This window comes from Micromonospora sp. HM134 (assembly GCF_007833915.1).
Classification (GTDB): Bacteria; Actinomycetota; Actinomycetes; order Mycobacteriales; family Micromonosporaceae; genus Micromonospora; species Micromonospora wenchangensis.
This window is the reverse complement of the sequence record NZ_CP041061.1, coordinates 5322466-5341367: the sequence shown is the minus strand read 5'-3', so window position 1 is coordinate 5341367 and position 18902 is coordinate 5322466. Positions and strand designations below refer to the sequence as shown.

The 18902-nt window shown below is 73.6% G+C and carries 20 protein-coding genes; 10 read left to right on the top strand and 10 right to left on the bottom strand.

Annotation, left to right across the window (positions count from 1 at the left end):
• Positions 1 to 3: 3 nt before the first annotated feature.
• Entirely contained in the window at positions 4 to 921 is a 918-nt protein-coding gene (locus FJK98_RS22955; RefSeq protein ID WP_145920850.1) for a neutral zinc metallopeptidase, read from the bottom strand.
• A gap of 246 nt (positions 922 to 1167) precedes the next feature.
• Here FJK98_RS22955 and FJK98_RS22950 point away from each other — a divergent pair, with 246 nt between their 5' ends.
• Entirely contained in the window at positions 1168 to 2772 is a 1605-nt protein-coding gene (locus FJK98_RS22950) for an ABC-F family ATP-binding cassette domain-containing protein (RefSeq protein WP_145920849.1), read from the top strand.
• A gap of 170 nt (positions 2773 to 2942) precedes the next feature.
• Here FJK98_RS22950 and FJK98_RS22945 read toward each other — a convergent pair whose 3' ends face one another.
• Positions 2943 to 3545 (bottom strand): cadmium resistance transporter, encoded by a 603-nt coding sequence (locus FJK98_RS22945; protein ID WP_240762289.1) that lies wholly within the window; start codon positions 3543 to 3545, stop codon positions 2943 to 2945.
• Between the two features lie 202 nt (positions 3546 to 3747).
• Between FJK98_RS22945 and FJK98_RS22940 the strand changes: the two genes are divergently transcribed.
• The 3 genes from FJK98_RS22940 (at position 3748) to FJK98_RS22930 (ending at position 6899) form a co-directional block, all read left to right on the top strand.
• Complete coding sequence (locus FJK98_RS22940; RefSeq protein WP_007072022.1) at positions 3748 to 3975, top strand: helix-turn-helix domain-containing protein; 228 nt, start codon at positions 3748 to 3750, stop codon at positions 3973 to 3975.
• A gap of 43 nt (positions 3976 to 4018) precedes the next feature.
• Complete coding sequence (locus FJK98_RS22935; protein ID WP_145920847.1) at positions 4019 to 4786, top strand: enoyl-CoA hydratase/isomerase family protein; 768 nt, start codon at positions 4019 to 4021, stop codon at positions 4784 to 4786.
• Between the two features lie 127 nt (positions 4787 to 4913).
• Positions 4914 to 6899, top strand: coding sequence for an ABC transporter ATP-binding protein (locus FJK98_RS22930; RefSeq protein ID WP_205789552.1), 1986 nt, complete (start codon positions 4914 to 4916; stop codon positions 6897 to 6899).
• A 222-nt stretch (positions 6900 to 7121) separates the two neighbouring features.
• Here FJK98_RS22930 and FJK98_RS22925 read toward each other — a convergent pair whose 3' ends face one another.
• The 7 genes from FJK98_RS22925 to FJK98_RS22895 all read right to left on the bottom strand — a co-directional run bounded on the left by FJK98_RS22925 (position 7122) and on the right by FJK98_RS22895 (position 12163).
• A complete protein-coding gene (locus tag FJK98_RS22925) occupies positions 7122 to 7559 on the bottom strand; it encodes a hypothetical protein (protein ID WP_145920845.1) in 438 nt (145 codons plus the stop codon).
• Positions 7560 to 7792: 233 nt separating this feature from the next.
• Positions 7793 to 8425: a G/U mismatch-specific DNA glycosylase gene (gene mug, locus FJK98_RS22920; RefSeq protein ID WP_145920844.1), complete on the bottom strand. Its 633-nt coding sequence runs from the start codon at positions 8423 to 8425 to the stop codon at positions 7793 to 7795.
• Complete coding sequence (locus FJK98_RS22915; protein ID WP_145920843.1) at positions 8422 to 9174, bottom strand: SDR family oxidoreductase; 753 nt, start codon at positions 9172 to 9174, stop codon at positions 8422 to 8424. The genes mug and FJK98_RS22915 overlap by 4 nt, the downstream gene beginning before the upstream one ends.
• A gap of 49 nt (positions 9175 to 9223) precedes the next feature.
• Positions 9224 to 9718 carry a hypothetical protein gene (locus FJK98_RS22910; RefSeq protein ID WP_240762287.1) on the bottom strand — a complete coding sequence of 165 codons (495 nt, stop codon included), beginning with the start codon at positions 9716 to 9718 and terminating at the stop codon, positions 9224 to 9226.
• Positions 9715 to 10533 (bottom strand): DUF692 domain-containing protein, encoded by an 819-nt coding sequence (locus FJK98_RS22905; protein WP_145920842.1) that lies wholly within the window; start codon positions 10531 to 10533, stop codon positions 9715 to 9717. Before FJK98_RS22905 ends, FJK98_RS22910 begins: the two co-directional genes overlap by 4 nt.
• The gene (locus FJK98_RS22900) at positions 10530 to 11474 is read right to left on the bottom strand and encodes a TIGR04222 domain-containing membrane protein (protein WP_145920841.1); all 945 of its coding nucleotides are present in this window, start codon (positions 11472 to 11474) and stop codon (positions 10530 to 10532) included. Before FJK98_RS22900 ends, FJK98_RS22905 begins: the two co-directional genes overlap by 4 nt.
• A gap of 116 nt (positions 11475 to 11590) precedes the next feature.
• Positions 11591 to 12163: a TetR/AcrR family transcriptional regulator gene (locus FJK98_RS22895; RefSeq protein WP_088645028.1), complete on the bottom strand. Its 573-nt coding sequence runs from the start codon at positions 12161 to 12163 to the stop codon at positions 11591 to 11593.
• A gap of 230 nt (positions 12164 to 12393) precedes the next feature.
• Between FJK98_RS22895 and FJK98_RS22890 the strand changes: the two genes are divergently transcribed.
• Positions 12394 to 13041, top strand: a complete 648-nt coding sequence (locus FJK98_RS22890; RefSeq protein WP_145920840.1) for an HAD family hydrolase — start codon at positions 12394 to 12396, stop codon at positions 13039 to 13041.
• Between the two features lie 155 nt (positions 13042 to 13196).
• The gene (locus FJK98_RS22885; RefSeq protein ID WP_145920839.1) at positions 13197 to 14126 is read left to right on the top strand and encodes a serine protein kinase RIO; all 930 of its coding nucleotides are present in this window, start codon (positions 13197 to 13199) and stop codon (positions 14124 to 14126) included.
• A gap of 47 nt (positions 14127 to 14173) precedes the next feature.
• Here the strand turns inward: FJK98_RS22885 and FJK98_RS22880 are convergent, their stop codons facing one another.
• On the bottom strand, positions 14174 to 14422 hold the full coding sequence (locus FJK98_RS22880; RefSeq protein WP_145920838.1) for a DUF2630 family protein: 249 nt from the start codon (positions 14420 to 14422) through the stop codon (positions 14174 to 14176).
• 275 nt (positions 14423 to 14697) lie between these two features.
• Between FJK98_RS22880 and FJK98_RS22875 the strand changes: the two genes are divergently transcribed.
• The 4 genes from FJK98_RS22875 to FJK98_RS22860 all read left to right on the top strand — a co-directional run bounded on the left by FJK98_RS22875 (position 14698) and on the right by FJK98_RS22860 (position 18835).
• Positions 14698 to 17355 carry a nitrate- and nitrite sensing domain-containing protein gene (locus FJK98_RS22875; RefSeq protein WP_145920837.1) on the top strand — a complete coding sequence of 886 codons (2658 nt, stop codon included), beginning with the start codon at positions 14698 to 14700 and terminating at the stop codon, positions 17353 to 17355.
• Positions 17356 to 17431: 76 nt separating this feature from the next.
• A complete protein-coding gene (locus FJK98_RS22870) occupies positions 17432 to 17854 on the top strand; it encodes a roadblock/LC7 domain-containing protein (protein ID WP_145920836.1) in 423 nt (140 codons plus the stop codon).
• A gap of 5 nt (positions 17855 to 17859) precedes the next feature.
• On the top strand, positions 17860 to 18246 hold the full coding sequence (locus FJK98_RS22865; RefSeq protein ID WP_145920835.1) for a DUF742 domain-containing protein: 387 nt from the start codon (positions 17860 to 17862) through the stop codon (positions 18244 to 18246).
• Positions 18227 to 18835, top strand: coding sequence for an ATP/GTP-binding protein (locus tag FJK98_RS22860; RefSeq protein ID WP_145920834.1), 609 nt, complete (start codon positions 18227 to 18229; stop codon positions 18833 to 18835). The genes FJK98_RS22865 and FJK98_RS22860 overlap by 20 nt, the downstream gene beginning before the upstream one ends.
• Positions 18836 to 18902 lie beyond the last annotated feature (67 nt).

Sequence of the window (18902 nt, the reverse complement as noted above, 5' to 3'; positions counted from 1 at the left end):
CGGTCAGAGGCTGCCGCCGAAGGTGTCGCAGGACTTCGGGTCGCCGGTGGTGTAGCCCTTGGTGAACCACTGCTTGCGCTGCTCGGAGGAGCCGTGGGTGAACTCCTCCGGGTTGACCGGGCGGTTGGCCCGCTTGGAGATGGCGTCGTCGCCGATCTTCTCGGCGGTGTCGATCGCCTGTGCGATGTCCTGCTCGGTGATGCTCTTGAAGATCTTCTGGCCCTGCTCGTCGGCGGTGCCGGTGGCGTTCTTGGCCCACGCGCCGGCGTAGCAGTCGGCCTGGAGTTCCAGCTTGACCGAGAGCGCGTTGGCGCTGCCCGGGTCCCGCTGCTGCTGGCGGCGCATCTGCGCCTCGGTGCCGAGCAGGTCCTGCACGTGGTGGCCGTACTCGTGGGCCAGCACGTACGGCTGGGCGAACTCACCCTCGGCACCGAGCTGGTCGGCGAGGGTCTGGTAGAAGGTCAGGTCGATGTAGACCAGGTCGTCGGCGGGGCAGTAGAACGGTCCGACGCCGGAGTCGGCCTGGCCGCAGCCGGTGTTGACGCCCTGGCTGAAGAAGACCGTCTTGGACGGCTGGTACTGCTGGCCGAACCGCTCGGGCAGGGCGGTGCGCCAGTACGCCTGGATCGAGTTGACGTAGAGGGTGTTGCGGCAGTCCAGTTGCTTGAGCGCGTCGTCGGCGGAGCACTTCTGCTCCAGGGCCGTGTTGTCGCCCGCCTCGGACCCGCCGCCGGTCATGGCGTTCAGCCCGAAACCGCCGCCCACCAGGGCCACCAGCACGGCGATGATGAGGCCGACGATGCCGCCGCGCCCACCGCCGCCCGGGATCGGGATCGGGATGCCCGCCCCGCCACCCCCACCGGACCCTCGCCGGTCGTCCACCTGGCCGGTGTCGATCCGCGCGTTCTCGTTCAGCTCCATGTTGACCCCGATCACCGATTCGTCACGTCTGAGGGTTGCGGTACCGGACCGGGTCCGGACGGCGTTTTCGGTACCCGATGATCTTGTACGGTAATCCGGAGGGTGTGCGTCGGGCCGCCCGGTACACTTGTCGGGTGCTGCGCTGCGAAGGCTGAACCGCCCCGCGCCGACGGGAACCACTGACCCGCCGGCGCTTTCGCGTGCCCTGAGTCAGCCCTTCCAGACCCCCGAGAGCGAGTACCGGAAATGATCAGTGTCACCGGCCTGGAACTGCGCGCCGGCTCCCGGATCCTCCTGTCCGACACCACCCTGCGGGTGCAGCCCGGTGACCGGATCGGACTGGTCGGTCGTAACGGCGCCGGCAAGACCACGACCCTCAAGGTACTGGCCGGCGAGGGGCAGCCGTACGCCGGGCAGATCGACAGGCGCAGCGCCATCGGCTACCTGCCGCAGGACCCGCGTACCGGCGACCTGCAGGTCACCGGCCGGGACCGGGTGCTCTCCGCCCGGGGGCTGGACGTGCTGATGGCCCAGATGAAGGAGATCGAGCAGCAGCTCGCCGACGGCGCCGACGACAAGCTGGTCCGCCGCTACGGCGCGCTGGAGGACCAGTTCGCCTCGCTGGGTGGGTACGCCGCCGAGGCCGAGGCCGCCCGGATCTGCGCCAACCTGGGGCTGCCCGACCGGGCGCTCGCCCAGACCATCGGCACTCTCTCCGGCGGCCAGCGTCGCCGCATCGAACTGGCCCGCATCCTGTTCCGCGACGCGGGGGAGAACGGCGGCGGCATCCTGCTGCTCGACGAGCCCACCAACCACCTCGACGCCGACTCGATCACCTGGCTGCGCAGTTTCCTCGCCAACCACAAGGGCGGGCTGATCGTGATCTCCCACGACGGCTCGCTGCTGGAGTCGGTGGTCAACAAGGTCTGGTTCCTCGACGCCACCCGCTCCGTGGTCGACGTCTACAACCTGGGCTGGAAGGCGTACCTGGCGGCACGCGAGACCGACGAGCGTCGCCGCCGCCGGGAGCGGGCCAACGCCGAGAAGAAGGCCGGCGCCCTGATGGCGCAGGCCGACAAGATGCGGGCCAAGGCCACCAAGACCGTCGCCGCGCAGAACATGGCCCGCCGGGCCGAGAAGCTGATCTCCGGCCTGGAGGAGGTACGGGTCTCCGACAAGGTGGCGAAGGTCCGCTTCCCCAACCCCGCCCCGTGCGGAAAGACCCCGCTGACCGCGACCGGCCTCTCCAAGTCGTACGGCTCGCTGGAGATCTTCACCGATGTGAACGTCGCGGTGGATCGCGGATCCCGGGTGGCCATCCTCGGGCTCAACGGTGCCGGCAAGACCACCCTGCTGCGGATGCTCGGCGGGCTGCTCCCACCGGACACCGGCGAGGTGCACGCCGGGCACGGCCTGCGGTTGGGCTACTACGCCCAGGAGCACGAGACGCTGGACGTGGAGCGGACGGTGCTGGAGAACATGCGGGCGGCGGCGATCGAGCAGTCCGACACCGACCTCCGCAAGATCCTCGGTGCCTTCCTGTTCTCCGGAGAGGACGTGAACAAGCCCGCCGGGGTGCTCTCCGGTGGCGAGAAGACCCGACTCGCCCTGTCGACCCTGGTCTGCTCCGGTGCGAACGTGCTGCTGCTCGACGAGCCGACGAACAACCTGGACCCGGTCAGCCGGGAGCAGGTGCTCGACGCCATCGCCCGCTACCCGGGCGCGATCGTCCTGGTCACCCACGACCCGGGCGCGGTGCTCGCGCTCAAGCCGGACCGGGCGATCCTGCTCCCCGACGGCGACGAGGACGCCTGGAGCGACGACCTCCTCGAACTGGTCGAACTGGCCTGATCCGACCCCGACCCCGACCCCGCCCGCGACGGCCGGCGGCCCGTGAACCGCCACGGTCACCGCTGTCGCCCCGGCAGCCCGTGGCCAGCGGCCCGTGGTCGGCCGCCCGGCCGGTGGTCGGCGGGCGACGTCGCCGGGCCGGCGGTCGGTGGACGAGGGGCGTCCGGTGGTCAGCGGGCGAGGTCGGCCAGCCGGCCGAGGACGCCCGAGCCGACCAGGATCACCAGGCCGATGGCGACGAAGACGACCGGGACCAGCCAGTGCCCGGCCCGGCCGACCAGGCGGACCACCCGGGGGTGCCCGCCGAGCAGCGCGGCGGCACCGCACCAGACGGCGACCAGGAACGCGAAGACCAGCAGGTAGACCAGCCCGGTGGCCGGGTCGAGGGAGCGGAACACCGGGACGTAGACGGCGATGTTGTCCGCGCCGTTGGCGACCGTCACCCCGGCGACCCCCAGCAGGCCGCCGACCACGGCCGGCGGGGTGTCGTCGTCGGTGCGGGCCAGCAGCGCCCGGACCCCGAGCGCGACCGGCAGCAGCCCGAGCAGGCCGGTCCACGGGTCGGGCACCACCAGCAGGCCGGCGGCGGCCACCAGGGCCGCCGCGACGAGGGTGGCGATGCCCAGGTACTGACCGGTGACGATCTGCCACGGGCGGGGTCGTCCCGTGCCGCGGGCGGCCACGAAGAGTACGGTCAGCACCACGATGTCGTCGAGGTTGGTGGCGGCGAAGACGGCCGTCGCCGCGCTCACGTCGCCCAGCAGGTCGGTCACGACCGGCAGGCTACGGGCCGCCCACCAGCACCGCCACGGCGCGGTAGCAACCGGTGACCGGGCGGAGGGTCACTCTATCGGGTTGACGACACTGCATAGCGTGTCGGTTGGCGAAGAGTTGATATCTGGCGCATGATCGTTCGAGACGGTCTAATAGGTGGGACCGTATCGAACCGCACAGTCTGGGACGTGAGGAATCAGCATGGCAGCCACTGGCACAGCCACCAGCACTGAGAAGGGTCGCCGGATCGTCGGAGCCGAGCGTCAGACGCTCGCCAAGGACCTGGTAAAGCGGTACACCGGCGGGGAGAGCATCCGCGCGCTCGCCGCCTCGACCGGGCGATCCTACGGGTTCATCCACCGCGTGCTCACCGAGTCCGGTGTGCAGCTGCGACAGCGCGGCGGCGCCCGGCGTCGCAAGAAGGCGTGACCCGCCCACCAGCGTCGTCCGTCAGCACGCCCCGGGCGGTCCGGTGACCGCCGAGACGACCGGGGTGCTACTGCACTGCGACGGGCCGGTCGCGACGGTCACGTTGTGCCGGCCCGACGTGCTCAACGCCCAGACTCCGGCGATGTGGCGCGCGATGAGCGACTTCTCCCGGGACCTGCCCGGCGACGTGCGCGTCGTGGTGGTACGCGGTGAGGGGCGGTCGTTCTCCGCCGGCCTCGACCTGTCGGTGGCCGGTGCCCAGGGCCCGGGTTCCTTCGCCGAGCTGTCCACCCTGCCCGAGCAGGAGTGCGCCGACCGGATCGCCGGTTACCAGCAGGGCTTCACCTGGCTGCACCGCCCCGACGTGATCTCGGTGGCGGCCGTGCAGGGTCATGCCATCGGCGCGGGCTTCCAGCTCGCGCTCGCCTGCGACCTGCGGGTCCTCGCCGAGGACGCCAAGCTGTCGATGGCCGAGGTCACCCTCGGTCTGGTCCCCGACCTGGCCGGCACCAAGCGGCTGGTTGAGCTGGTCGGCTACGCCCGCGCCCTGGAGTTGTGCGCCACCGGCCGGCGGATGGATGCCGCCGAGGCCGACCGGATCGGCCTGGCCAACCTGGTGGTGCCGAACGCCGAGCTGGACGCGGCGGTCCGTGACCTCACCGCCGGCCTGCTCGCCGGCGACCGGGACGCGGTGGTGGAGATCAAGGCGCTGCTCGCCGGTGCCGCTGGCCGCTCCCACACCGAGCAGCAACGGGCCGAGCGGGAGGCGCAGACCCGCCGGCTGCGTGACCTGGCGGGCCGGGGCGAGTAGCCGGCCGGCGGCTGGTAAGGACTGCCCGGGAAGAGCCGGGTTACCACCGAGGTTGTCGTAGGCGTCGGGAGAATCGACCCCGACGGTGCGTGCCGCCACGACACGGAGGTGACCGATGTCCAACCCGATGACGGGCGGCAACATGGCCGGCTGGAGCATGCTCCGGTCGATCCGCCACGGCGACGAGGTCTCCACCCACCGGCTCAAGCGCGGCACCGCCAAGCGGATCATGGCGTTCGCCGACCCCTACCGGCGCGACATCGTCATCTTCCTGGTGACCGTGGTGATCGCCGCCGTGATCGGGGTGGCCACCCCGGTGCTCGCCGGCCACGTGATCAACGCGATCAGCGGCGGCGGGCCGGAGGCCGGTGCCACGGTCGTGCGGTTCGCCCTGGTCATCGGCGGGCTGGCCGTCGCCGACGCGGTCTTCTCCCTCGTCCAACGCTGGTACTCGGCCCGCATCGGCGAGGGCATCATCCTCGACCTGCGCACCCAGGTCTACGACCACGTGCAGCGGATGCCGTTGCAGTTCTTCACCCGCACCCAGACCGGGGCCCTGGTCAGCCGGCTCAACAACGACGTGATGGGCGCCCAGCGGGCGTTCACCTCCACCCTGTCCGGGGTGGTCAGCAACGTCATCCAGCTGGTGCTCACCGCCGGGGTGATGTTCACCCTCTCCTGGCAGATCACCACGCTCTCGCTGATCCTGCTGCCGATCTTCGTGGTCCCCGCCCGGCGGGTGGGCCGGCGGCTGGCCGAGATCACCCGGGAGTCGTACAACCTCGACGCCAAGATGAACGCCACGATGACCGAGCGGTTCGGGGTGGCCGGCGCGCTGCTGGTCAAGCTGTTCGGCTCGCCCGACGTGGAGGCCGGTCGGTTCGCCGCGCGGGCCGAGCGGGTCCGCGACATCGGCATCCAGTCGGCGATGTACTCACGTACGTTCTTCGTGGCGATGCTGCTGGTCGCCTCGCTGGCCCAGGCGCTCACCTACGGGCTCGGCGGGTGGCTGGCGGTCACCGGTGCGGTCAGCGCCGGCACCGTGGTCACCCTCGCCCTGCTGCTCACCCGCCTCTACGGTCCGCTGACCGCGCTGTCCAACGTCCGGGTCGACGTGATGAGCGCGCTGGTCTCGTTCGACCGGGTCTTCGAGGTGCTCGACCTGCGCCCCGGCATCGAGGAGAGGCCCGACGCGGTGCCGGTGCCCCGGGGTGCCGGGCGGGTCGAGTTCCGCGACGTCCGGTTCCGCTACCCGGCCGCCGCCGACGTCTCGCTGGCCTCGCTGGAGGAGGTCGCCACCCTCGACCGGACGGTCGGTGAGCCGGTGCTCAAGGGGGTGTCGTTCCGGGTCGAGCCGGGGCAGATGGTGGCGCTGGTCGGGCCGTCCGGGGCCGGCAAGTCGACCCTGTCCATGCTGATCTCCCGGATCTACGACGTCACCGACGGCGAGGTGCGGGTCGGCGGGGTCGACGTCCGGGACGCCACCCTCGCCTCGCTGCGCGACGAGATCGGCGTGGTCACGCAGGACTCCCACCTGTTCCACGAGACGATCGCCGAGAACCTGCGGTACGCCAAGCCGGACGCCACCGACGACGAGATCTGGGCGGCGCTGGCCGGTGCCCAGGTGGCCGATCTGGTACGCGCCCTGCCCGACGGGTTGGAGACGACCGTCGGGGAGCGCGGCTACCGCTTCTCCGGTGGGGAGAAACAACGCATCGCCATCGCCCGGCTGCTGCTCAAGGCCCCGTCGATCGTGATCCTCGACGAGGCCACCGCCCACCTCGACTCGGAGAGCGAGGCGGCGGTGCAGCGGGCACTGGCCGTGGCGCTGACCGGGCGGACGGCGCTGGTGATCGCGCACCGGCTCTCCACGGTCCGCGACGCCGACCAGATTCTCGTCCTCGACGACGGCCGGATCGTCGAGCGGGGCCGGCACGACGAGCTGGTCGCGGTGGGTGGGCTCTACGCCGAGCTGTACCGCACCCAGTTCGCGGTCGCCGACTCGCCCACCCCGTACCCGGACGCCGTCGAGCCGTCCGAGCCGATCGTCACCACCGTGCCGATGGGCACCTACGTCGCCCAGGAGGCGCGGCCCCCGGCCGTGGCCAACTGACGCCCGTCCAGGTGCGCCCGGCGTCCGTGCGGGACGCCGGGCGGTGAATACGCACGGCGTGCTGTCGCCGGCGATACGAGACCAGGCCAGGGGGAGCGGACCCCGACCTGGTCCGAGGTTGCGACGGCGATCCCCACGCCGGGCACCGGGACCCGACCCACCGGCTGGGGCAGTCGGCGGTCGTCAATCCGGTGCCTTTTCCGTCATTCGGTGCGGTGCGACTCAGAAGTACACCGTGCGGGACTTCGTGTACGTCGTGTACTGGTTGCCCGGGTAGAAGGTGGAACCGGACACGGTGACCTCGATGCTGGTAAATCCGTAGGCGGAGACGAGGTCGCCGGTGAAGGTCTCGCAGTTCTGGTAGTAGACGGTGTGGTTCGCGCTGGCGGTGCCGCCCTTGATGGTCACCTGGGAACTCGGGTAGGTGCTCTGCCCGCACAGCGTCACCGAGTAGCTCGCCTGGTTGCTGCCCGTCGTCCCGGAGACGGTTCCGGTGGCGGTGCCGAGGGACTGGGTGTTGTTGTAGCCACCCTTGACCGAGACGGTGAATGGCGAGGTGCCCGCCTGGGCGCTGACCGCGGGCAACACGGCCACCGTGGCGGCCCCGGCGGCGCCCGCGGCCAGCAGGCGGACGAAGCGGGAAGAACGGACTTGTGGCATAACTGCTCCCGACGTGATGGGAAATGCAATGACGGCAGGTAGCCGATTGCGTACCCAATGTTAGACGAGCGTGAACTCGAAAGCACGCTCGAAATAAATCCCGGTCAATGGGAACGCGATCCGTCGTTCGCAATTTCCTGCCTCGATGTCGGCATTTACACGACACATCGTGAACGCGTGACGCGACGTACCGTGAGTGCCCGGACGGTGGTCGTGGCCCGGCGCGGCGGCGGTCAGCCGGCGGGGGACGGCGGGTGGCCGGTCACCGCCGCGCGCAGCTCGCCGAAGGCGGCCCCGAGGGTCTGCGGGGTGAAGTGGGCGTTCAGGCCGCTCGGGTTGGGCAGCACCCACAGCCGCGCGCCGGCCAGCGGTTCCGGCTGCGGGCCGAAGCCGGCCCGGGGCCGGGCGAACCCGATCCGGTACGCGGTCACCCCGACCACGGCCACCCAGGCCGGCCGGTACCGGGTCACCTTGTCGGTGAGCGTCCGCGCGCCCGCCACCAGCTCCGCCGGGGTCAGCTCGTCCGCCCGGGCGCTGGCCCGCGCCACCATGTTGGTGATGCCCAGGCCGTACCCGGGCAGCGTGTCCTGCTCGCTCGGGTGCAGTTGGCGCGGGGTGAAGCCACCCCGGTGCAGGGCCGGCCAGAACCGGTTGCCGGGCCGGGCGAAGTGCCATCCGGTGGCCGCCGACCAGAGGCCCGGGTTGATCCCGACGAAGAGCACCGTCAGCCCGGGGCCGATCACGTCGGGGATGGTGCGGTCCGCCGCCGCGGCCAGCTCCGCCCGGTCCGGCCGGCGTACCGCTCCGGGGGTGGGGCGGGGCGGTCCGGGGGTGGCGGCGGGACCCGTCGCCCGCTGCGGGGTCACAGGCTGCGCAGCGCGCCGCCGTCGACCGGCACGCTGACCCCGGTGACGTAGCCGGCGGCGGGGGAGAGCAGGAACGCGGCGACCCGCCCGAACTCGTCGGGATCGCCGATGCGGCGCAGCGGGATGCCCGCCTCCGCGGCGGCGCGGGCCGTCTCGTCGTCGCCGAGCAGTTCCCGGTTGCGGTCGGTCAGGAAGCGTCCGGGCAGCAGGCCCAGCACCCGGACGCCACGCGGGCCGTGCTCGTCGGCCAGGTCCTTGGCCACCCCGGCGAGGCCGGGCCGCAGGCCGTTGGAGATGCCGAGGCCGGTGATCGGGGTACGGGCCGAGGTGGACAGTACCAACCCGATCGCGCCGCCGTCGGTGAGCGCGGCGGCCACCGTCCGGGCCGTCCGCACGGTGCCCAGGAAGACCGTCTCGAAGGACTCCCGCCACTGCGCGTCGCTGACCTGGGTGGCGGTGCCGGCGGGCGGCCCACCCACCGAGACGAGCGCCCCGTCGAGCCGGCCGAAGTGTTCCCGGGCGGCGATCACCAGCCGCTCGGGCAGGCCCGGGTCGGCCAGGTCGGCGACGAGGCCGATGGCGTGGTCGGGGCCACCCAGCAGCTCGACGGCCCCGGCGACCCGCTCCGGCGTCCGGGCCGACAGGACCACCCGCGCCCCGTCGGCGACCAGGCACCGTGCCGTCGCGAAGCCGAGCCCCCGGGACGCGCCGGTCAACACGTACACCCGATCGGTGAGTCCGAGATCCATGCCACCGATCCTGCCGTACCCGGCGGTGGTCGGCGCGGCGGGCCGGTGGTCAGCGGCGGGTGGGGCGGAGCAGGCGTACCCGGCCGGCGAGCTGGAGGGCGACGGCGTCGCCGCTGCGGGCCAGGGCCGGCGACCGGCGGCGGCGGGGCGGGTTCCGCCCGTCGTAGCGGTGGACGGCCTCGCGGGCGGCCAGCTCCTCCGCGCCGAGCGGGGGGAGGGCGCCCCGGTCGCGCAGCGCGCGGGCGAGGTCCCAGCCGTCGCGCAGCGACCCGGCGGTGGGCCGGCCGGCCGCCCAGTCGGCGAAGGTGGCCGGCCAGGCGTCGCCGAGGCTGGCGGCGAGCAGCGGCCAGTGGCGGGCGACCTCCCCGGCCCGCTTGCGCAGCAGCGCCCGCCGGGCGGCGTCGACCCGGTCGGTGGCGAAGCCGGCCGGCAGTGGAGCCCCCGCGACCAGGGCGGCGACCAGCGCGGCCTGTCGGGCGGCCAGCCCCGCCGGCGGGGTGGGGCCGGGGGGCGGGGCCGGCTCGGCGGCGTGCGTGGCGCTCACGTGACGGCCGGGTGGCCGGCGGCGCTGGCGAGGGCGTCCAGTTCGGCCCGCAGCACGTCGGCGGGCGGGTAGTGGCCGTCGCGTTCCAGCAGCAGCGCGGGCGGCCGGCGGCCGGCGCACAGCGCGCCGACCAGCTCCAGCACCTCGGTGGGCACCGGATCGGTGTGCGTGTCGTGGTAAAGCCCGCCGTGCTCGGCCCCGCCGGCCACGTGCACGTAGGCGATCCGGTCCAGCGGCAGCCGGTCCAGCAGGGCCTGCGGGTCCTGGCCCCGGTTGCGGGCGTTGGCGTAGACGTTGGCCACGTCGAGCAGCAGTTCCGCGTCGGTGGCGTCGAGGATCTCGGTGAGGAAGTCCGCCTCGTCCAGCTCGTCGTCGGGCCAGTCGAACAGCGCGGCGATCGGCTCCAACGCCAGCGGCACCGGCAGCTCCGCCCGGGCCCGCCGGACGTTCGCCACCACCGCCGCCACCGCCTCCCGGGTGCGCGGCAGCGGCAGCAGGTGCCCGGCCTCCAGCCCGCCGGCCCGGACGAACGCGACGTGCTCGCTGACCAGGGGCGCGTCGACCAGTTCGGCCACCCGGGCCAGGTGCGTCACCCGGGCCGGGTCGACCGGCTCCGCGCCGCCGAGGGAGAGCCGCACCCCGTGCGGTACGACGGTGACACCGCGCTCCCGCAGCGCGGCCAGCCCCGGCGGGAGGGGGCCGCCGGGGGCGAGCGACTCCGCCACCACCTCGACGAAGCGCAGGCCGGGCAGCGCGGCGACGAAACCGGCGATCTCCGGCCGCCAGCCGATGCCCACCCCCTGCGGCCGGGTCATCCGCCGCACCCTCCGCCGCCGCATCCTCCTCCGCCGCCGCAGGAGCTGCCGCCACCGCACGACGAGCCGCTGTCGCCCGACGAGGTGCTGCCGCCGCACGTGACACCCGAGGAACCGCTGTAGCCGCTGCCGCTGCTGGCGTTCAACGCCTGCCGCTGGATCTCCGCCTGCGCGGCGAAGCCGGGGTCGAGGGCGTAGAGGGAGACGGTGCCGAACAGGGCCACCCCCATCGCCGCGCCGGCCGGACCGTAGGTCGCGTAGGCCGGGGCGGAGTCGGGGGCGAGGTGGTGGTTGCTGCTGCGCAGGCGACGCATCATCACGTTCGCCGTCCTGGTCCGTCGGGGCGTACGGGCCACCAGGGCGAACGCCACCCCGAGCCCGGCCAGGGCGAGCAGCAGCCAGCCGACCGGCCGGCCGTTGACCAGGCCGGCGACCAGTCGCACCACGCCGAGGGCCAGCAGCACCAGCAGCAGGTTCCGTCCGCGCCGCAGGGCCCGTACCCCGTCGGCGTCGATCAGCAGGCCGCGCTGCTCCAACCCCTGCCGCAGCTGCTCCAGGGCGCGGCCCACCCCGGCGTCGCGGCGCAGCTCCCGGGCGGCTACCGGCTGGCGGGCGGCGTGCCGGATCGCGTGGTCGAGCGGGGTGACCCCGCTGGGCGTCGACCCGGTGGCGATCAACCGGCGGTCCGGTTGGACGTCGATCGCACCGGCGCCGCGCAGGCCACCCAGCGCCGCCCAGACGGCGAGCTGGTCGCCACCGTTGAGGTAGGCCACCTGCTGCGGGCCGAGCTGGTCGGCGCCGACCGCGTCCGGGCCGGCGGCCGTGCGCCGTCGGTGCACCAGCACGCCGACCACGGCGACGACGGCGACCAGCAGGTACAGCTTCAGGAAGAGCGGGCCGGGGATGCCCCAGGTGTCGCCCGGTGCGGCAAGGGTGTTCATGGGCTGCTCCTGTCGCGCGAGGGGGATCGCGGCCCCATTGTGGGACAGCCCCGCCACGCCGGCACGGCGGCGGTGGGCGAGTTACCGAGCCGAGACCTGCCCCGCCCCGGGTGGGGTCAGCGGCGGCGGACGGCCTCCTCGACCAGGTCCAGCACCGGCCCGAGATCGCCGGCGGGCCGGCCCATCGCCAGGTGCAGCACCAGCCCGTCGTACGCCAGCTCCAGGAACTGGGCCAGCACGTCGATGTCGATGTCCTCGCGGAGCACCCCGGCCTCGCGTTGCCGGACGAGCCGGTCCCGGGTCGCCTCGGCGATGGCGGCCGACCGTTGCGCCCACCGGCGGGCGAAGGCCGGGTCGGTGCGCAGCCGGCGGGACACCTCCAGTTGGCTGCCCAGCCAGCCGGTGGTGTCCGGGGAGACCGCGCGGGCGAGCAGGTCCCGCATCACCTGGACGAGGCCGTTGCGGGCCACCGTGGAGACCATCACGGCGGCGTCGTCCTCGGCGACGGCGAGGAAGAGCGAGTCCTTGTCGCGGAAGTGGTGGAAGATGGCCCCCCGGGACAGCCCGGTCGCCTCCTCCAGCCGGCGTACGGTGGCTCCCTCGTAGCCGTGCCGGGCGAAACAGGCCCGGGCCGCGCCGAGGATCTCCTGGCGGCGCGCGTCGAGCTGGTCCTGACTTACTCTGGGCACGGGTTGATCGTCGCAGGTGACCCTGCGCAAGGCAAACCGTACGTACGGCTTGCTATTGGCCGTCACCTCGGCCTGCCGGACGCGCGTCCGGTTAGGATCGGCCGGTGGCGACAGCCCCGGTCACCTCCCCCCACCCGTGCACCGCCCCCGCCCGACCCCGGCTGCCCGACGGTCGACGACGGGCGGCTCGACCCTGTCGGCGGCGGTCCCCTCTCCCGTAAGGTGCCTCAGTGCCGTTGCTCCTGCTCGACCTGGACAACACCCTGCTCGACCGGGCCGGGCCGTTCCGCGCCTGGGCCGAGGGTTTCCTGGCCGAGATCGGCGCGCCGGCCACCGACATCGACTGGCTGCTGTCCATCGACGCCGACGGCCTGACCGACCGGTGGGACATCGCCGACGCCATCCGGGACCGGTACGCGCTGCGCATCCCCTCCATCGACCTGGTCGAGGAGCTGCACGACGGGGTGGTCGGCTACACCCGGCTGGACCCGCTGGTCGCCTGCGCGCTGCGGATCGCCGACGACGCCGGGTGGCTGCCGGTGGTGGTCACCAACGGCTCGGTCCGGCTGGAGGACGCCAAGATCCGGCAGACCGGCCTGGACCGCTACATCGCCGACTGGGTGATCTCCGAGGAGGCCGGCGTGAGCAAACCCAACCCCCGGATCTTCGCGCTGGCCGCCCAGCGGGCCCGGCTGCCGCTGCGCGGGGCGTGGGTGGTGGGGGACAGCCCGGAGGCCGACATCGGCGGGGCCGCCGCGGTCGGCCTGCCCAGCGTGTGGCTGCACCGGGGCCGGAGCTGGACCGACGACCGGTTCGCCCCGACCCGCACCGTCGACTCGTTGATCGCGGCGGTCTCGGTGGTGCTCGCCGGCGGGTAAATCGGTTGTGCCCCGGTCGGGGCGTCGGCCAGCATGGGCCGGCGCGCACGCGCAGCCGGGCGGGGCCCGGTCGAGGAAGGGAGGTCGGTCATGGCCGTCTTCGCAGGGTCGTACCACCTGCCTCCATCAGCCTCGACCAAGGGATCACCAGCACCGTGCGCGAACACGACCTCCCGGCGCCGCAGCGCCGTGGCCGCGGCAGGAGCCGCTTCGACGACGACGAGACACCCTTCCTGACGTACGGCCGGCAGCCGGCCCGTACCGCACCCGAGGACGAACCCGAGCCCGAACCGGAGGACGACTGGTCCTCCTGGGACCAGGCCGTGCACGGGCCCGAACCGCACCCGCGGTGGCTGGTCACCGAGCTGGCCGCCCGGGACACCGACCTCGGCGTGCTCAAGACCGGCAAGGAGGCGGACGTCCACCTCGTCCGTCGGGCGGTGCCCGACACCGACCGGTCCTGCCTGCTGGCGGTCAAGCGGTACCGCGACGCCCAGCACCGGCTCTTCCACCGCGACGCCGGCTACCTGGAGGGACGCCGGGTGCGCCGGTCCCGGGAGAACCGGGCGATGGCCGGCCGGACGGCGTTCGGCCGGCAGATGATCGCCGGTCAGTGGGCGGCGGCCGAGTTCACCGCGCTGTCCCGGCTCTGGGAGATCGGGGCGGAGTCCGGGCGGATCGCCGTGCCGTACCCGGTGCAACTGCTCGGCACCGAGCTGATGCTGGAGTTCGTCGGCGACCCCGACGAGGGGACCGCCGCGCCCCGGCTGGCCCAGCTCCGCCCCGACCCGGCGGAGCTGCGCTCCCTCTGGGAACAACTGGTGGACGCCCTGGTGGTGCTGGCCCGGGCCGGCTACGCCCACGGCGACCTGTCGCCGTACAACCTGCTGGTGCACGCGGGACGGCTCGTCATGATCGACCTTCCGCAGGTGGTCGACGTGGTCGCCAACCCGCAGGGGCCGGAGTTCCTGGCCCGCGATGTGCGGGTGGTGGCCACCTGGTTCACCGCCCGGGGGCTGCCCGCCGCCGACACCGACCCGGCCGCCCTCACCGGCCTGCTGCTGCGGGAGGCGGGGGTGCGCTGACGCGGCGACGCCCCGGACGGCCGGCGGCCGTCCGGGGCGTCGGGCGTTCACTGGAGGTAACGCTCGACCTCCGACACCGGTCGGGCGCCCTGTGCCTCCGGGTCGCCGTGCGCCTCCCGGGCCGCCCGGCGGCGACGCAGCAGGTCCCAGCACTGGTCCAGGGACTCCTCCAGCGCGCGCAGTTGTTCCTTGGCCTCGTCGTCGGTGCCGGATTCGTGGGTCTGGGCCGCCGACCGGAGCCGGTGCTCCTCGTCGACCAGTTCCGAGATCCGGTGCAGGATGCTCTTGTCGTCCATGCCCCTGAGCCTGGCACAGCGGGCTCGGCCGCGCCCGCGATCGGGGTCGGCCGGCCGGCGACGGTCCCGTCCGGCCCGCCGTCGTGCCCGTCGACACCGTCGGGCCGGTACCATCCATGGTGGTCACCATCGCCTCCGACCTGCGGCACCGACCCCGCCTCCATGATCAGCATGGCTTGAGTGATGGTGGTGCCGACTGCTAGCGTGCGCCGGGTTCAGGTGTGTCGTGACGCGTCGGGCGTCCGGCGGCCACGGTCCGGCCCGGGGGCGGTGTGATGGGTTCCGGCAGCACGCGTCTGCGTACCAAAATCGTCGCCCTGCTCACCTCGCTCGTCGCGCTCTGGTCCTTCGCGGCCTGGGTGACCGTCCAGGACGGCTTCACCCTGCTGTTCGTCCAGACGCTCAACAGCCGGGTGGCCGACCCGGGCCAGTCGCTGCTCACCGCCTTGCAGGACGAACGTCGGCTCGCCAACGCCTACCTGGGCGAACGCGGCCAGTCGCAACTCGACGCGCTGACCGCCCAGTGGCAGCGCACCGACCTGGTGTCGGACGACTTCGGCACGTCGGTGGGCAGCTGGCAGGCCGAACTGGCCACCGGGGCGGACACCCGCCGCCGGGTGGACGAGGTGCTGACCGGGCTCAGTGGTCTCACCGGCGTCCGGGAGTCGGTGCGCGACGCCGGGGTGAACCGGGCCGAGGCGTCGGCCGCGTACACCGCCATCCTCGCCGCGGTGCTGCGGATGTACGGCTCGCTCGGCCAGCTCGACGACCCGCGGATCGCCGCCGAGAGTGAGACCCTGGTCGACCTCTACCAGGTGCGGGAACTGATCTCCCAGCAGGACGCCCTGATCACCGGGGTGCTCGCGGCGGGCCGGATGACCGGCGACGAGTACGCCCGCTTCGCCCAACTGGTCGGCGCCCAGCGCTACCAGACCGCGGAGGCGGCCGGCGAGCTGTCCCCGGCCGACCGGGTCCGCTACGACCAGCTCGCCGGCTCCGACGCGGTGGCCCGGTTCCGGGTCCTGGAGGACCGGGTGATCCAGCAGTCCCGGTCGGGGGCCACCCTGCCGTTGACCGCGCAGGAGTGGCAGTCGACAGTCGGGCCGGCGATGCAGGCCCAGGTGGACTTCGGGGTGACCATCGGCGACGCGCTGATCGACCGGGCCACCCCGGTCGCGGTGGGCGTCATCGTCCGGCTGGTGCTCGCCGCCGGTCTCGGCCTGATCGCCGTGGTCGCCTCCATCGTGGTGTCGATCAGCACCGCCCGGCACCTGGTCCGCCAGTTGGCCCGGCTGCGGGACGCCGCGCTGCTGCTGGCCCACGAGCGGCTGCCCGGTGTGGTGGACCGGCTCGGTCGTGGCGAGGACGTCGACGTGGCCCGCGAGGCCCCACCCCTGGACTTCGGCGACGACGAGATCGGCCAGCTCGGGCGGGCGTTCAACGCCGTGCAGGAAACCGCCGTCCGGACGGCGGTGGAGCAGGCCGAGCTGCGTCGCAACGTCCGCGGGGTGTTCCTCAGCCTGGCCCGGCGGACCCAGGCGCTGGTGCACCGCCAGCTCACCCTGCTCGACGCGATGGAACGGCGCGAACACGACGCCGAGGAGCTGGAGGACCTGTTCCGGGTGGACCATCTGGCCACCCGGATGCGGCGCAACGCGGAGAACCTGATCGTGCTCTCCGGGGCCACCCCGGGCCGGGCCTGGCGGCGCAACGTGCCCATGGTGGACGTGGTGCGCGGCGCGGTCGCCGAGGTCGAGGACTACACCCGGGTGGACGTGCTGCCGCTCGGGCCGGTCGCGCTCGCCGGCCGGGCGGTCGGTGACGTGATCCACCTGCTCGCCGAGCTGATCGAGAACGGACTGTCCTTCTCGCCGCCGACCACCACGGTGGAGGTGCGGGGTCAACTGGTGACCGCCGGGTACGCCATCGAGATCGAGGACCGTGGCCTGGGGCTGACCGGGGAGGAGTTGGCCGCGGCGAACCGCCGGATCGGCGACCGTTCCGAGTTGAACCTGGCCGACGCCGCCCGCCTCGGCCTGTACGTGGTGAGCCGGCTGACCGAGCGGCACGGGGTGAAGGTGCAGCTCAAGGAGTCCGCCTACGGGGGTACGACCGCCGTGGTGCTGATCCCGTCGGAGCTGGTCGTGCCCGGTGACCCGAGCCCGTCCGGCGCCCAGCCGGTCCTCGCCGCCGGCCCGCCCACCTCCGCCGCACCGCCTGCCGGTGATGCTCCGATCCCGGCCACCTCGCCGCCGGCCGCCGCCACCCCGCCGCCGGCCGGCACGACCCCGTCGTCGACGGCCCCGTGGGCCGTCCCGCCGTCGGGCGCGGTAACCCCGGCCGGCCTGCCCGCCCGCTCCCGCAAGCGGCCTCCGCGCCAGCCGGGCCCGGCCTCCGCGCCGCCCCCGGTCAGTGACGCGCTGCACGGGCCGACCGTCCCGACCGGCCTGCCGATCACCGGTGTCCGACCGTCCACCCCGGACCCGGCGGCCACCGGCCCGGCCCGGCCCGGCGACCGGTGGACGGCCGCCCCGGCCGGCCCCGGACCGGCCCCGACGGCTGCCGGGCCGGTCGACGCCGGGCCGGTCACGGACCGGTCGGGCGGGCCCGACCCGGCCGACCGGCCGACCGGGGACGGGCGGACGGCGGACGACGGCGTCGACCCGCCGTCGCCTACTGTGGAAGGGCCGGTGACCGACGCGGGCCTGCCGGTGCGGGTGCGCCAGGCGAACCTGGCACCCGAGCTGCGGGCTTCCCCGAACGCCGGGGAGACCGGGGCCGTAGGCCCTCCGCGGCGCGCCCCCGAGCAGGTACGCCAACTGATGAGCGCCTACCAGTCGGGCACCCGACGCGGTCGCAGCGACGCGGCCCGGCTGCTGGAGGGCACCCGCGCCGGCGAGCGGCCGGACGACGCGGACAACCCGGCGGACTGACGGCGTCGCGACGGATGCGACACCGCCGACGGGACGGCAACGAGCACGGCGCACGCGCCGGGGAAGAGGACGACGAGTGGGGCAGACGACGGCATCCGGTGCCGACCTGACGTGGTTGCTTGACGATCTGGTCGGCCGGGTCAAGCAGGCCGAGCACGCCGTCGCGCTCTCCACGGACGGCCTGCTGATGGCCGCGTCCGAGGGGATGGGGCGGGACGACGGCGAACACCTCGCCGCGATGGCCGCCGGCATCCAGAGCCTGGCCCGGGGCGCCGGGAAACGGTTCGGCGGCGGGCAGGTCCAGCAGACCATCATCGAGATGGAGTCCTCGTTCCTGTTCGTCACGGCGGCCGGGCCGAACGCGTGCCTGGCGGTGCTGGCCGGCACGGACGCCGACGTCGGCCTGATCGCGTACGAGATGGCGATGCTTGTCGCCCGGGTGGGCAAGTACGTGGCGTCCCCGGCCCGGGGCGTCGATCAGCCGTCCGGTGGGAACTGACCGCGATGGCCGGTGACGGCGACCCCACGGACGAACAGTGGGTCGACGACCACGCGGGCCCGGTGGTCCGCCCGTACGCGGTCACCCGGGGTAGGGCCCGCCCGGTGACCGGCTCGTTCGACCTGATCTCGCTGGTCACGGCGACCCGGACGAACGCGGTCGAGGAGGCCGGGCTGGGCCCGGAACACGTGGCGATCGTGGCGCTGACCCAACGCATGCAGTCGGTGGCCGAGATCGCCGCCCGACTGGACCTGCCGGTGGGCACCGTACGGGTGCTCCTCGGTGACCTGGTGGCGCGGGACCTGGTCCGGGTACAGGAACCCCGGGAGCCGGCCGGTGTCAACGACGAGAGCATCTACGAGGCGGTGATCAATGGACTACGGGCACTCTGAACGTCCGGCGGGGGCGCGGGTGCTGCCCACCGCGCTCAAGGTTCTGGTGGCGGGCGGTTTCGGGGCCGGCAAGACGACCCTGGTCGGGGCGGTCAGCGAGAGCCGTCCGCTGCGGACCGAGGAGGTGCTGACCGAGACCGGCATCGGCGTCGACGACCTGTCCGGTGTGGAACGCAAGAGCACCACCACGGTGGCGATGGACTTCGGCCGGATCACCATCAGCAACGACCTGGTGCTCTACGTCTTCGGCACCCCGGGGCAGGACCGGTTCTGGTTCCTGTGGGACGAGCTGGCGGTGGGGGCGCTCGGCGCGGTGGTGCTGGCCGACACCCGGCGGTTGGCCGACTGCTTCCCGTCCATCGACTACTTCGAGGGTCGGGGCACCCCGTTCGTGGTGGCGGTGAACTGCTTCGAGGGCGCCCGCCGGTTCGGCCTCGACGAGATCCGCGCGGCGCTGGACCTGGACCCGGAGGTGCCGTTGCTGCTCTGCGACGCCCGGCAGCGGGAGTCCGGCCGCAGCGTGCTGATCACCCTGCTGGAGCACGCGATGAAGACCCGCGAGACCCGCCGCCGGGCGACCGGCGGCTGACCGCGACCGCACCGCGCGCCGACGCGACGGGCCCCCTCCGCGAGCGGAGGGGGCCCGTGTCGTCCGT

Excerpts from the sequence above, each read along its gene's own strand:
- FJK98_RS22955 (WP_145920850.1), bottom strand. The coding sequence starts at position 921 with ATGGAGCTGAACGAGAACGCGCGGATCGACACCGGCCAGGTGGACGAC.
- FJK98_RS22950 (WP_145920849.1), top strand. The coding sequence starts at position 1,168 with ATGATCAGTGTCACCGGCCTGGAACTGCGCGCCGGCTCCCGGATCCTC.
- FJK98_RS22940 (WP_007072022.1), top strand. The coding sequence starts at position 3,748 with ATGGCAGCCACTGGCACAGCCACCAGCACTGAGAAGGGTCGCCGGATC.
- FJK98_RS22930 (WP_205789552.1), top strand. The coding sequence starts at position 4,914 with ATGACGGGCGGCAACATGGCCGGCTGGAGCATGCTCCGGTCGATCCGC.
- FJK98_RS22925 (WP_145920845.1), bottom strand. The coding sequence starts at position 7,559 with ATGCCACAAGTCCGTTCTTCCCGCTTCGTCCGCCTGCTGGCCGCGGGC.
- FJK98_RS22915 (WP_145920843.1), bottom strand. The coding sequence starts at position 9,174 with ATGGATCTCGGACTCACCGATCGGGTGTACGTGTTGACCGGCGCGTCC.
- FJK98_RS22905 (WP_145920842.1), bottom strand. The coding sequence starts at position 10,533 with ATGACCCGGCCGCAGGGGGTGGGCATCGGCTGGCGGCCGGAGATCGCC.
- FJK98_RS22900 (WP_145920841.1), bottom strand. The coding sequence starts at position 11,474 with ATGAACACCCTTGCCGCACCGGGCGACACCTGGGGCATCCCCGGCCCG.
- FJK98_RS22880 (WP_145920838.1), bottom strand. The coding sequence starts at position 14,422 with ATGGACGACAAGAGCATCCTGCACCGGATCTCGGAACTGGTCGACGAG.
- FJK98_RS22875 (WP_145920837.1), top strand. The coding sequence starts at position 14,698 with ATGGGTTCCGGCAGCACGCGTCTGCGTACCAAAATCGTCGCCCTGCTC.
- FJK98_RS22865 (WP_145920835.1), top strand. The coding sequence starts at position 17,860 with ATGGCCGGTGACGGCGACCCCACGGACGAACAGTGGGTCGACGACCAC.
- FJK98_RS22860 (WP_145920834.1), top strand. The coding sequence starts at position 18,227 with ATGGACTACGGGCACTCTGAACGTCCGGCGGGGGCGCGGGTGCTGCCC.